The following is a 12,816-nucleotide window of genomic DNA, read 5'->3' as shown; positions in this document are numbered from 1 at the left end:
TTCCCAATTACCAATTCCCAATCCCCAATTACCAAATTAATTTTTAATTCCCGTTGTGGCAATACCGCGAATAAATTGCCGCTGTCCGATGAGGAATAGTAACATTACGGGTACGGTGGCTATGGTGACTGCTGCCATTAATAAAGGCCAATTGTTGGTAAATTGCTCCTGAAACTCAGCTAAAGCCAACTGTACTGTTCTTAGTTCCGGTTTAGTTGTAAATACTAAGGGCTTAAATAAATCGTTCCATTCACCAATAAAGGTAAACAAAAATAGTGTTACTAATGCCGGACGGGCTAAAGGTAACATTACCTGCCACAATATTTGCAGCCTATTTGCTCCGTCTATGGCTGCGGCTTCTTCTAATTCTATAGGAATACTTTGAAAATACTGACGTAGTAAAAAAATACCAAAACCATTAGCAGCAGTGGGTAAAATCAGCGCCCAGTAGGTATTTATGAGGTGTCCCCACTTGAGTACTAAAAATACAGGAATTACCAGCAACTGAAAAGGGATTACTAACGTCGCTAAAACTATCAATAGTAATAGTTCTCGTCCTCTAAACTTCAGCCTTGCTAATGCGTAACCAGAAGCAGCCGAAGTTATAATTTGAAAAGAGGTTACACAAGCAGCGACTAAGGTAGAGTTAGCAAAAGCTAGTAAAAATTTACCTCGCTCCCATGCATCGTGGTAATTGATTGTATAGAACCCATTTCTCGGTAACACATCAGGAGTTGTCCCGGTAGTTGTAAATGATGTTAGGAAGACCACAATTAGCGGTAATAGGATAATCGCCGCCAGCAGTATCAGTCCTCCTAAGATCAAAAAATTACCGTAATTTCGCGTCCGGCTTGGTTTAGACATAAACAAAGCTTTGTCCAAGCATTTCATTAGTTTTTCTGTTACTAGAGCAATCGCCCCCAGCAACAGCTAATGTATAACATAGTGGCTTGTTAAGTAAAATTAAACCACGTAAATTCTGTTGATGAAGCACAAAACTTAAGACAAATGATGCAGGTTATTAAAATAAAGCAATTTATACCTCTGACTTTAGACCCATAAAAGGTTGGTTTGTGGTAGATCTAATAACTTCATCGAAGTGTTATTTCATTCAAACTTCATCATTTTGTATCAAAATATCATATTAGGAGGGAACGCAAGATGCAGGAGCTTATAGCCCCATCTGAACTAGATTATCGCAGCGAAACATATAAAGACGCTTTTAGCCGCATTAATGCAATTGTGGTTGAAGGAGAACAAGAGGCACACGATAATTATTTATCATTAGCGCAATTGCTGCCAGATAAAAAAGATGATTTAGTTCGTCTCTCTAAAATGGAGATGCGCCATAAGAAAGGTTTTCAAGCTTGTGCTAATAATCTCGAAGTAACGGCGGATATGGAATTTGCCAAGAAGTTTTTTGCTCAACTGCATCAAAATTTCCAGGACGCAGCCGCGCAAGAAAAAGTTGTGACCTGTTTGTTAATTCAGTCTTTGATTATCGAATGTTTTGCGATCGCCGCCTACCATATTTTTATTCCAGTAGCGGATGCTTTTTCTCGTAAAATTACTGAAGGTGTTGTTAAAGATGAATATACTCACCTGAACTTTGGAGAAGTTTGGTTGAAGGAACATTTTGCAGAATCTAAAGCGGAACTAGAAGAAGCTAACGCCCAAAATCTCCCTATTATCTGGAGAATGCTTAACGAAGTAGAACGCGATGCCGAAAATATGGCAATGCCCAAAGATGCTTTAGTAGAAGACTTTATGATTCAATACGGAGACGCTTTGAATAATATTGGTTTCACAACTCGCGATATTATGCGTCTTTCTGCATACGGACTCCGAGCCATTTAAATTGCAGTAGCCTTTTTATAAGTGCTAATTGCATCTTGTTTAACAATCGGAATAATTAGCCATTTTATTGCTCCTCGCCCAACATACCCTAAATTATATAGGGTGTTATTTGCGGTTATTAGAGGAGCAGTTATTGTGGTGTTTATTTATATTCCACGCCTTTAATCCTTTCACAAAGCATAAGCCGAAATTAACAGTTCATGTTTGGTTTAATCGGACATCTCACAAGTTTAGAACACGCGCAAAGAGTAGCTAAAGAATTAGGCTACCCAGAATATGCCGACCAGGGGTTAGATTTTTGGTGTAGCGCTCCACCCCAAATAGTAGATAACATTACGGTAACAAGCATAACCGGACAAAAAATCGAGGGGCGGTATGTAGAATCTTGCTTTTTACCCGAAATGCTGGCTTCTCGTCGAATGAAAGCTGCTACTCGCAAAATCTTAAATGCGATGGCTCATGCCCAAAAGCACGGTATAAATATCACTGCTTTAGGTGGTTTTTCTTCGATTATTTTTGAGAATTTTAAGTTAGAACAAATTCCCCAAATCCGCAACATCAAATTAGAGTTTGAACGGTTTACTACAGGAAACACTCATACTGCTTACATTATTTGTCGGCAAGTAGAGCAAGCCTCGAAAAAACTTGGTATAGAACTAAATAATGCAACAGTTGCGGTATGTGGTGCTACAGGAGATATTGGTAGTGCCGTTTGTCGTTGGTTGGATGCGAAGACAAATGTCAAGGAACTGTTGTTGATAGCGCGTAACGTCGAACGCCTTTCATCCTTGCAATCTGACCTCGGTCGTGGAAAAATAATGGGTTTAGAGGAAGCGTTGCCTCTAGCAGACATTATTGTTTGGGTGGCTAGTATGCCCAAAGGAGTGGAAATCGATCCCACCATGTTGAAAAAACCTTGCTTGCTAATTGATGGCGGCTATCCTAAAAATTTAGGAACCAAAATTGTGCATCCAGAGGTATACGTACTCAACGGTGGCATTGTAGAGCATTCCCTCGACATTGACTGGAAAATCATGAACATTGTCAACATGGATGTTCCAGCACGTCAGCTTTTTGCTTGTTTTGCCGAATCAATGCTGCTCGAATTTGAAAAGTTGTACACTAACTTTTCTTGGGGACGCAATCAGATTACCGTAGAGAAAATGGAGCAGATTGGTCTAGTTTCCGTTAAGCACGGATTTCGACCGCTGCTAGTGTGACGGTTAACAGTTAACAAAGGGGCTACAAAAAATCTTCTTCTTCGCACAAGCAAGATTGGATCTTTTTGACAAAGGAGTTCTTTGGTAGTTAACAGTTAACGGTTAATAGTTATGGGTTAAGAGTAAAGTAATTATCTATATAATTATCTCAACTCATAACTCATAACGCTCATCACAGATAACTCACAACTGATTATTTAAACAATGGCTACAACACAAGAGCGTAAACCGCTACTTTTGGACTTTGAAAAGCCCCTAGCAGAATTGGCAAATCGAATTGAGCAGATTCGTAAACTTGCGGAAGAAAATGGCGTTGATGTAACCAATCAAATACATCAATTAGAAGCACGCGCTATGCAATTACGCGAAGAAATTTTCAGCAGTTTATCTCCCACTCAACGGCTGCAAGTTGCTCGTCATCCTCGTCGTCCCAGTACTCTTGACTACATCCAAGCAATTACCGATGAATGGATCGAATTACACGGCGATCGCTGTGGTTCGGATGACCCAGCTTTGGTGGGTGGAGTCGCACGTTTGGGAACTCAATCTGTAGTAATTTTAGGTCATCAAAAGGGACGAGACACTAAAGATAACATTGCCCGCAATTTTGGTATGGCTTCTCCTGGCGGATACCGTAAAGCATTACGGCTCATGGAACACGCTAACAAATTTGGAATGCCCATCGTTACCTTTATCGATACTCCCGGTGCTTTACCTACCGTGATCGCCGAGCAGCAAGGTCAAGGTGAAGCAATTGCTTACAATTTACGAGAAATGTTTTCCTACGACGTTCCGATTATCTGTACCGTCATCGGTGAAGGTGGTTCCGGTGGAGCGCTCGGTATTGGTATTGGCGATCGCGTGATGATGTTTGAACATTCCGTATATACCGTTGCAACTCCCGAAGCCTGTGCGGCGATTTTATGGAAAGATGCAGCGAAAGCACCACAAGCAACGGCAGCTTTAAAAATAATTTCCCACGACCTGAAAAATTTAGGCATTATCGATCAGATATTAGCAGAACCGATTGGTGGCGCTCATTCCGACCCTTTGCAAGCCGCTCGCACTCTCAAAGAAGCATTGTTAGAAAACTTGGAAACGCTTAACGGTTTCACGAACGAAGAAAGAAAAGAAATGCGTTACCAAAGATTCCGTAAAATGGGAATTTTAACCGAAGCCGAGCAGTGAGTATAATTCGTAATTCGGTCTGCGTAATTAACTCCCCATAAACAAAATTTATGGGCTTCGTTTTTGGTCTAATCCATAGATAAATCCGGGGGCTATGACCTAACGGTCACGCTTCGCGTGAACGCTAACAAACCGATAAAATTTACGGGCGTGATAGCTTCTTACAAATTACTATTGACCACGGCAATGTTATAATTGGCTATGGCATTTTTAAAATTCTCAATTTTTTAATTCATTTCAAAGCGATACGAGCCAAATCTCGTGAATTTTTGTAAATAGTCTTAATCAAACCATTACAAAATGTCAATTAGGCTTGACACTAATTTTTTTGTGTGAATTAAAAAAAGCTGGAATGGATTACCTACCTGTAGGAAAATACAAGTTTAACTGAGAGAAAAAACGAGGAGCTTTTAACTTATATTCAACTTGTTCTCAGCAAAATCTCAGTGAAGAGACTGATACTGATTAACAACAGAGGATCAATTCCAGTAAAACGCCTAAAGGAATTCAATACAGCAAAAAACCACGGTCATCATTGGGTTGGGGAATGCTCCGTAACCAAAGCACCTTTTATTGTTGTTACCCGTCCAAAATTATTTAGACGGAAACTGTACCAAGAAAACTACTCAAAAGGTGGAATCTTAAAAAGGCTAGGTGGAACAATAACACCATTTGGTTTTCGGTCAGGTGACTATGTTCGCACTACTCGCAAAGGTGAAATTATACGCGGCTGGGTTGGTGGCTTTACTAATTCTGGCAAGACCAAAAATATCTCAATCTATGACCATAATTGGTCACGTATTGGTCAGTTCAATCCTAAAAATATCAAACTAATAAAAAGAAGTACCAAGCTATGCATTGTCAACTAAACTCGGTCTGTCATTCCTCCCGCCGCCTCCATAGGGGTAGGACGGGGGACTCCTGCCAGTTGATTTTGAAAAAACGGTATGATTGAAGATAAAAGACGTGCCTTGATTACTGGTGCAAGTAGCGGTATTGGCAAACAAACAGCTTTGGCTTTTGCATCTTCGGGAATAGATGTTGCTCTAGTAGGTCGTTCTACCGAGAGGTTAGCAGCAATAGAAAATGCTGCGATTAAAACCGGGGTCAAGGCTAAAGCTTATGCAGTGGATTTAGCAAATCTATCAGAAGTTGAAGAACAGATACATCAAGTAGCCCTAGACTTTGGTAACATAGATATTCTTGTGAACAATGCTGGTATGGGGTATACCGCCACATTGAGCCAAACATCTTTATCGGACTGGCAAAAAGTAATCGATTTGAATCTTACCAGCGTATTTGAATGTGTTAAGGGAATTTTACCCTCGATGCGCGAACAACATAGAGGCACAATTATTAATGTAGCTTCCATCGCGGGCAAACAGGCATTTGCTAACTGGGGAGCCTACAGCGTTAGCAAAGCAGGTGTAATTGCTCTTTCTCAAGCCCTTGCTCAAGAAGAACGCGCTCATGGAATTCGCGTCACTGCTATCTGTCCTGGTGCAGTAAATACCGAACTGTGGGATTCAGAAACTGTGAATGCGGACTTTGACCGCTCAAATATGCTGACACCAGAGATTGTTGCTCAATCAATTCTCCATACCGTATTACTACCAAGACAAGCTGTTGTTGATGAATTAATTTTAATGCCTAGCGCAGGGGTCTTATAAATTATTAGTTGTCAACTATTCTTCGATTGGTCATCAATTATCAGTCATGACAATAATTCACAATTACTAGGCGATCGGTATTTATTAACTGCCGTTATCAAGTAATTATTGCCCAATCAAATACTTCTACAAGATTTGATCCAAATATCTACGTAGTCTCGTTTTACGTGGATGCACCATTCAAATTGGGAATTATTTCCTCACTGTTAATTGTTAACACCTTAATTTATCACTCATTCGCCCCCATTTTAATTCAGACTGACATCATGACTATTGCTAGTTCCAACGGTTCTAATGCTTCTCAATCTCCTCTGATTCCGAACTTAGAAGATACCGTAAATCCCAGACCAGACCGCAATACTAAAGCTGGCTCGCATCCCAACTTACAGCCTCCCTCAGAGGAACACATGCAGCAGATGAAAGATGCTGTCAGAACGATGCTTTTAGGGGTTGGGGAAGACCCAGAAAGAGAAGGGTTGCTCAAGACACCCAACCGGGTAGCAGAATCAATGCGGTTTCTTACCAGTGGTTACAGTCAATCTTTAGAAGACCTAGTTAACGGTGCCATATTTGACGAAGGTCACAACGAAATGGTGTTAGTCCGCGATATCAGCTTTTTTAGTTTGTGCGAACACCATATGTTGCCATTCATGGGTAAAGCCCATGTCGCTTATATCCCCAATCAGAAAGTTGTAGGACTAAGTAAACTTGCTCGAATTGTAGAAATGTATTCTCGTCGCTTGCAAGTACAAGAACGCTTAAATCGACAAATCGCCGATGCAATTCAAGAAGTTCTCGAACCACAAGGCGTTGCTGTAGTCATGGAAGCTACACATATGTGCATGGTAATGCGGGGAGTACAAAAGCCTGGTTCTTGGACTGTAACTAGTGCCATGTCAGGAGTTTTCGAGCAAGAGCAGAAAACCCGTGAAGAATTTTTTAGTTTGATTCGTCACCAGCCGAGCTTCTTCTAAATTTTGGATTTTAGATTTTGGATTTTGGATTGGAAGTTAGGAGTTAGGAGTTAAGAGTAGCCCTGTCAAGGTGGCTGAAAATATCCTGGAAGCCCTGAGAAAACGTTGATTTTCAATTATGATTGCTTTTTTGATTTTCCTTTATGACTCATTTTTTATCAAGAATCTCAGTTTATTGATAAAAAGCTTGAGAAAAAGATGAGATTCAATACGAGCATTAATGCTCTAATTTAGCTCTCTTTCTTATCTTTAGCGTTTTTAAGCCTACTTCAATGCCACCTTGACAGGGCTAGAGTTATGAGTTCGGAGTTCGGAGTTATGAGTTAATAAGAATTATCTTTCCCATCACCCCATCACCCCATCACCCCATCACCGAGTAAAATTTTAAGGTCTGAAGCCCCCGGATTTATCCGTGGTAATGACTCTACCGAAGCCCCTAAATTTAATTTATGGGGCATTAATTACGAATTACGAATTACGAATTACGAATTATACTCACCCCATCTCAGTTTCCCAGTTTTTCAAACAACTCTCTAACCCGATCCAAATCTTTGTCACCGGGTGATACTTCTACACCGCTTGATAAATCAATGCCGTTGGGGTTTACTTTTTCTAGGGCTTCTAAAACGTTTTGGGGGGTTAATCCTCCAGCGAGAAACCAGGGACAATTGGGGCTAAATTGTTGTAGCATATCCCAATTTAAGGTTTGACCTGTACCTCCCAACTGTTGGGGATGGTAAGCATCAAGTAATAAAGTATCTACATATTCTGCGTAAGTTTTTGCTAGCTCAAAATCATCGGTACTCTTGATTCGTAAAGCTTTGATTATTTCTACATTTGGTAAAACATCACGCAGTTGTTGACAAAAGTCAAGCGATTCGTCTCCGTGGAGTTGTACCCCCGTTAATCCAGTTTCTGCAACAGTTTGAGTAATTTCTTCTTTGCTAGAGTTCGCAAAGACTCCGATTTTATCAGTCTGCTGAGGTAACTGTTCGATTACCGCTTTGATTTGACCTGAGTTGACATACCTTGGTGATGAAGGTACGCAAATAAATCCTAATGCTGTCGCACCAAGAGAAGCAATGGTCTTACCTTGCTGTGGTTGAGTGATTCCGCAGATTTTTACTCGCATATAATTATGAATATTTGTAGCGAAACTTGAAAAAATTGTAAATTCTTAAGACATATTTAGGTTATTTTCCCAGCAATTTTTATAATCTTGATGGCTCAGATTTTTTGTCTCTTCATTTTAGGAGAAGAAGCTTTGATTTCATCAATATTATTAGCTGTTCAACAAACAGTTCCCATGACACCTAGTTGGACTCCTACCGTAGGAATAATCATTAGCGTTTGCTGTCTGGTGACAGTTTTGCTAGCTCCTAAGATTATTAGCTATCCCCAGGTAGGACCTAAATTTCCCGGTTTACCTTTGCCTTTGAGTTTACCAGCATTTGTTGGCGCTATGTGCTTTGGTCATATTTTGGGTGTAGGTATTGTTTTGGGATTGACTAATATCGGTCGTTTATAGGAATGCACGGAGACGCGATATATCGCGTCTCGACAAATCTCTGTAGATAAACTTAAATTAAGAATCGATTTCATCTTGATGATGAGCTTCACTTTTATCGCGTTTGAGTGCTTCTTCTAAGGCTTGAATTTGTTCTCTACGTGCCTCTAATTCTAAGGTGCGACGCGCCAAATCTTGATTTTGTAGAGTCAAATTTTGTCTCCAATCTTCAGCCCGTTCTGCTTCTTGACGTAAAAATTCTGGAGAAATTCCAGTAGTAAGATATTTTTGTACTAATTCTAATACCCAGTTACTTGCATCTTCTATTTTTTCAATTTCTCCCGTAGCAGAAAGTTCGACTAAAACAAGCAATTTTTCGGTTAAATGTTTACCTTTCCCCAAAAGAATAACAGCTTCTTCTGGAATCATTGCCCACATATTGTCAGTTTCTTGACGCGCTAACAACCGTAACTCGGATTGAACTAAAAATTCATTTTTATGCACCTGGGCTAGATATAACATGATATTAAAAAAGTTAGGAGTTATTGGATTTTGGATTTTGGATTTTGGATTTAAAGTTGGGAGTTAGAGTATAAGAATAAAATATGAAATTATTGTAGTGTAGGTTGGACAGCCCGTTTGCTATATACAGGATAGATACGCAACAGCTTAGAAGTTAGGAGTTAGGATTAAAATTTTAAGTATTACAAGGTATTACAGCAATCTGGCAATTAAATAAACTACAAAGATAAATTATCAAATCTTTTTAGGATGGGTATTGCATTTTAATTCATCACTCCTAACTCCTAACTTATTTAATACGTTGAAGCCGATCGCGCAAAATTTCGGCTTGTTTTTCCGCTTCCGTCAAAGCATCTCTCGCTCCTTGTACCACGTCTGCGGGTGCTTTATCAATAAATTTGGAGTTGCTCAGTCTACCACTCAGGGATTGCACTTCCGCTTCTATCTTACTGAGGTTTTTCTCTAGTTTGCCACGTAAAGCTTCCATATCGATTACACCTTCAAGTGGTAGCAGTATTTGTACGGTACCAAAAACCCCGGTCGCGACTTCCCCTAATTCTGCGGGTTCTAATTCTTCTACTTGGGGAAGATTTGATGCAGATGATTTGAAGAATTTTTGTCGCAATTGTTCTCTTTTTTCACCAGAAAGTAGATATATTCTGATGAACCACAATGAATAACCAAAACCTACTAGTTCAAAAAACGTTCCGAAGAAAGGAAGGTTATCTACCGTAATTGCTACAGCGTAAGCGACTCTGGCTAAGGTAATTGTCAGGAAACTTAAGATAATTAATCTTAAAGCACCGCTCGATTTCTTCTTTGTTACTTTATCGCTCCACAGTTTGTTAGCTATGGTTAAATTCTCAACTTTCGCCAAATCTTTAATATAAGATGCTCCAGTATGAAGAATTTGACGTTCTTTTGCGCTTTCACTTTGCAAATTTACGGTTACTTTTACCGCAGGTTTAACGTCTGCTTCTGCTCTTAAGTTCCTAGTCGTGCGAATTGTCCCAATTAATAACTCAAATTCTTCCTCTAATTCGAGGTCAATTAATGCTGCATCTGCCTGGGGATAGCTTTGCAGTGATAAACTTTCACCAGAATCTGTTCCTTGTTGAGTCAAAGTATGCCAAATTTCTTCAGTAATATGAGGCATAAAGGGACTAAGAAGTTTTAAAATCCCTTCTAGTACATAAGCTAAAGTTTGTTGCGCTACCCGTCGCGATCCTGGTTCCGCATCTTCCTGCAAACGAGATTTTACCAGTTCGATATACCAGTCACAGAAATCACCCCAGATAAATTCGTAAAGTCCCTTCGCAGCTTCTCCCATGCCATATTTATCCATGTAACTGTTAGTTTCCTGGACAGTTTGATGGTAGCGGGACAAAATCCATTTATCGCTTAATTCTGTTGCTGCGGGTATTCCCAACTGCTGCGGTGTTTGTTCGTCCAAATTCATCATCACAAATCTGGCTGCATTCCACAACTTGTTGGCAAAGTTGCGCGATGCTTCTACAGACGGTGATTCATCGGTTTTACGATTGTAATCGAAACGAATATCTTGCCCAACACCAATAACTTCTTTAACCAAGGTGTAACGGACAGCATCGGTACCGTATTTATCAATTAATAATAACGGGTCGATACCATTACCTTTAGACTTTGACATTTTCTTGCCGTTTTCATCCAATATCAAGCCGTGGATATAAACATCTTTAAACGGCATTTCTTCGGTAAAATGACCAGCCATCATGGTCATTCTTGCTACCCAGAAGAAGATGATGTCAAAGCCAGTTACTAAAACGCTGGTAGGATAATATTTCTGTAAATCCTCCGTTTCTTCTGGCCAACCCAAGGTAGAAAAAGGCCACAATCCGGAAGAGAACCAAGTATCGAGTACATCTGCATCTCTTTCTAATTGGACGTTTTCGCCAAATTGCGCTTTGGCTTTTTCCCAAGCTTCGGCTTCATCTTTCGCTACCACAAACGGCGTAGTATCGGTAATTTCCCCATTGGTTTCGCTCACAGCATACCAAGCCGGAATTTGATGTCCCCACCACAGTTGACGGGAAATACACCAATCTTTCAACTTAACTAACCAATCTTTATAAACCTTTCCCCAACGTTCGGGAATAAATTCTGGCGATTTCTGCTCAAAAAATTCCAAAGCTTTGTCAGCCATCGGACGAATTTTGACAAACCATTGAGTTGAAAGCAACGGTTCTACAGGAACTTTACCGCGTTCGCTGTAGGGAACGGTATGCTTGTAATCTTCAATTTTGACTAAAACCCCATCCGCTTCCAACCTTGCGACAACATTCTTCCGAGCCACAAAGCGGTCTTGACCTTGAAACTCCCCAGCATTTTCATTCATCGTGCCGTCTTTATTCATAATATTGATAAACGGCAAATCGTGACGCTTACCCATTTCAAAGTCGTTGGGGTCGTGAGCGGGAGTTACTTTTACACAACCAGTACCGAAAGCCGGGTCTACCAATTCATCGCCAATAATCGGGATTTCGCGATTCATTAAAGGTAAAGTTAAAGTCTTACCGATGAAATCTTTATAGCGATCGTCATTAGGATTCACAGCTACCGCAGTATCGCCCAGCATGGTTTCCGGACGAGTCGTGGCTACTTCCATGTAGCCGGAACCATCGCTGAAGGGATAGCGAAAATGCCACAGCTTACCGTCAACTTCTTTTTGGTCAACTTCCAAATCGGAAACCGCCGATTGAGAAGCCGGACACCAGTTAACTAAGTAATTTCCCCGATATATTAAACCTTCATCATAAAGACGGACAAAAGCTTCCAGAACAGCTTTCGATAAACCACTATCCATCGTAAAGCGCTCTCGCGTCCAGTCCACCGACACACCCAAACGTCGTAACTGGTTGACAATCGTTCCTCCCGATTCCTTTTTCCACTCCCAAGCACGTTCCAAAAACTTTTCACGTCCGACATCGTAGCGAGTTTTACCTTCTTCCTTAAGTTGGTTGTCGAGGATTGTTTGTACCGCTATACTCGCATGGTCAGTTCCGGGAAGATACAGCGCATTACGTCCCTTCATACGGTGATAGCGCACCAGACAATCAATCAAAGTATTCTCAAAAGCATGCCCCATATGCAAGCTTCCAGTAACATTGGGTGGCGGAATCACAATACAGTAAGGTTCACCACCGCGATCGGGGTTAGCTTTGTACAAAAGTTTCTCTTCCCAAAACTTCTGCCATTTAGCTTCGGTAGAAAAAGGGTCGTAAAGACTTGGAAGGTTGGTGGTCATGCTGGGAAAACTCCGGCTTGTCAGGACTCTTATAAACTCTAATAAATTTTGCCACAAGCTAGCCTTTATCTTGACAAAATCATCAAAAATCTAATTTATTTATTGTGGTTGAATAACTAGTTCCCAGTCTCCGACTGGGAACTCCTGTATGAGGCTCCGCCTCAAGTATATTAAGAGGCAGAGCCTAGGCTATGTACTTTGTGCGTTTTTTAGGCTAAAAGTTACTAGTTCCCAGTCTCCGACTGGGAACTCCTGTGTGAGGCTCCGCCTCAAGTATATTAAGAGGCAGAGCCTAGGCTGTGTACTTTGTGCGTTTTTTGGGCTGAAAGTTCATACAGTTTTTGTGTTGGCTTTTGAAGGTCGGCAGAGCCGACTTTCATCGGTTCCCAGGCTCAGCCTGGGAACCAGTTAAATGTATGAGCCAAAAACGGGCAAATTCTATCAAAGTCAACAGCCTAGCGTGTGAAGCTTTAATAAATTTTCTACGTAGTTATAACTTCAGTCGCGTCACGCACCAACTGCGAGTTGCGATCGCTGCAATACCAAATTAAATTAATTGGAATTTAATTTAGTGACGTACCTACACTTCTCTAGG

The 12,816-nt window shown here is 40.7% G+C and carries 12 protein-coding genes; 8 read left to right on the top strand and 4 right to left on the bottom strand.

What is annotated here, in order from left to right; translation table 11 throughout:
* Positions 1-36 precede the first annotated feature (36 nt).
* Complete coding sequence (locus tag VB797_RS20710) at positions 37-864, bottom strand: carbohydrate ABC transporter permease (protein WP_323239629.1); 828 nt, start codon at positions 862-864, stop codon at positions 37-39.
* Positions 865-1,161: 297 nt separating this feature from the next.
* On the opposite strand from VB797_RS20710, the gene VB797_RS20705 reads away from it, so the two are divergent.
* From VB797_RS20705 to folE, 6 genes are all read left to right on the top strand, one after another.
* Positions 1,162-1,857, top strand: a complete 696-nt coding sequence (locus tag VB797_RS20705) for an aldehyde oxygenase (deformylating) (protein ID WP_323239628.1) — start codon at positions 1,162-1,164, stop codon at positions 1,855-1,857.
* Between the two features lie 200 nt (positions 1,858-2,057).
* A complete protein-coding gene (locus VB797_RS20700) occupies positions 2,058-3,077 on the top strand; it encodes a long-chain acyl-[acyl-carrier-protein] reductase (RefSeq protein WP_323239627.1) in 1,020 nt (339 codons plus the stop codon).
* A gap of 204 nt (positions 3,078-3,281) precedes the next feature.
* Positions 3,282-4,265, top strand: coding sequence for an acetyl-CoA carboxylase carboxyltransferase subunit alpha (locus tag VB797_RS20695; protein WP_323239626.1), 984 nt, complete (start codon positions 3,282-3,284; stop codon positions 4,263-4,265).
* Positions 4,266-4,711: 446 nt separating this feature from the next.
* A complete protein-coding gene (locus tag VB797_RS20690) occupies positions 4,712-5,134 on the top strand; it encodes a hypothetical protein (RefSeq protein WP_323239625.1) in 423 nt (140 codons plus the stop codon).
* Between the two features lie 78 nt (positions 5,135-5,212).
* A complete protein-coding gene (locus tag VB797_RS20685; protein ID WP_323239624.1) occupies positions 5,213-5,935 on the top strand; it encodes an SDR family oxidoreductase in 723 nt (240 codons plus the stop codon).
* 266 nt (positions 5,936-6,201) lie between these two features.
* Positions 6,202-6,909, top strand: a complete 708-nt coding sequence (gene folE, locus VB797_RS20680) for a GTP cyclohydrolase I FolE (RefSeq protein ID WP_323239623.1) — start codon at positions 6,202-6,204, stop codon at positions 6,907-6,909.
* A 505-nt stretch (positions 6,910-7,414) separates the two neighbouring features.
* On the opposite strand, the gene VB797_RS20675 is transcribed toward folE, so the two are convergent.
* Complete coding sequence (locus VB797_RS20675) at positions 7,415-8,041, bottom strand: phosphoribosylanthranilate isomerase (RefSeq protein WP_323239622.1); 627 nt, start codon at positions 8,039-8,041, stop codon at positions 7,415-7,417.
* Positions 8,042-8,173: 132 nt separating this feature from the next.
* On the opposite strand from VB797_RS20675, the gene psaK reads away from it, so the two are divergent.
* A complete protein-coding gene (gene psaK, locus VB797_RS20670) occupies positions 8,174-8,437 on the top strand; it encodes a photosystem I reaction center subunit PsaK (RefSeq protein WP_323239669.1) in 264 nt (87 codons plus the stop codon).
* Positions 8,438-8,494: 57 nt separating this feature from the next.
* Here the strand turns inward: psaK and VB797_RS20665 are convergent, their stop codons facing one another.
* The gene (locus tag VB797_RS20665; RefSeq protein ID WP_323239621.1) at positions 8,495-8,938 is read right to left on the bottom strand and encodes a hypothetical protein; all 444 of its coding nucleotides are present in this window, start codon (positions 8,936-8,938) and stop codon (positions 8,495-8,497) included.
* Positions 8,939-9,227: 289 nt separating this feature from the next.
* A complete protein-coding gene (locus tag VB797_RS20660) occupies positions 9,228-12,221 on the bottom strand; it encodes a valine--tRNA ligase (protein ID WP_323239620.1) in 2,994 nt (997 codons plus the stop codon).
* 416 nt (positions 12,222-12,637) lie between these two features.
* On the opposite strand from VB797_RS20660, the gene VB797_RS20655 reads away from it, so the two are divergent.
* Positions 12,638-12,772, top strand: a complete 135-nt coding sequence (locus VB797_RS20655) for a hypothetical protein (protein WP_323239619.1) — start codon at positions 12,638-12,640, stop codon at positions 12,770-12,772.
* Positions 12,773-12,816: the final 44 nt, after the last annotated feature.

This window comes from Rivularia sp. UHCC 0363 (assembly GCF_034931125.1).
Classification (GTDB): Bacteria; Cyanobacteriota; Cyanobacteriia; order Cyanobacteriales; family Nostocaceae; genus Rivularia.
Note: the sequence above shows the minus strand (reverse complement) of the source record. Positions and strands in the feature narration are given on the sequence as shown.

Coding starts and splice junctions, on each gene's coding strand:
- VB797_RS20710 (WP_323239629.1), bottom strand. CDS start 864: ATGTCTAAACCAAGCCGGACGCGAAATTACGGTAATTTTTTGATCTTA.
- VB797_RS20705 (WP_323239628.1), top strand. CDS start 1,162: ATGCAGGAGCTTATAGCCCCATCTGAACTAGATTATCGCAGCGAAACA.
- VB797_RS20700 (WP_323239627.1), top strand. CDS start 2,058: ATGTTTGGTTTAATCGGACATCTCACAAGTTTAGAACACGCGCAAAGA.
- VB797_RS20695 (WP_323239626.1), top strand. CDS start 3,282: ATGGCTACAACACAAGAGCGTAAACCGCTACTTTTGGACTTTGAAAAG.
- VB797_RS20685 (WP_323239624.1), top strand. CDS start 5,213: ATGATTGAAGATAAAAGACGTGCCTTGATTACTGGTGCAAGTAGCGGT.
- folE (WP_323239623.1), top strand. CDS start 6,202: ATGACTATTGCTAGTTCCAACGGTTCTAATGCTTCTCAATCTCCTCTG.
- VB797_RS20675 (WP_323239622.1), bottom strand. CDS start 8,041: ATGCGAGTAAAAATCTGCGGAATCACTCAACCACAGCAAGGTAAGACC.
- VB797_RS20665 (WP_323239621.1), bottom strand. CDS start 8,938: ATGTTATATCTAGCCCAGGTGCATAAAAATGAATTTTTAGTTCAATCC.
- VB797_RS20660 (WP_323239620.1), bottom strand. CDS start 12,221: ATGACCACCAACCTTCCAAGTCTTTACGACCCTTTTTCTACCGAAGCT.
- VB797_RS20655 (WP_323239619.1), top strand. CDS start 12,638: ATGAGCCAAAAACGGGCAAATTCTATCAAAGTCAACAGCCTAGCGTGT.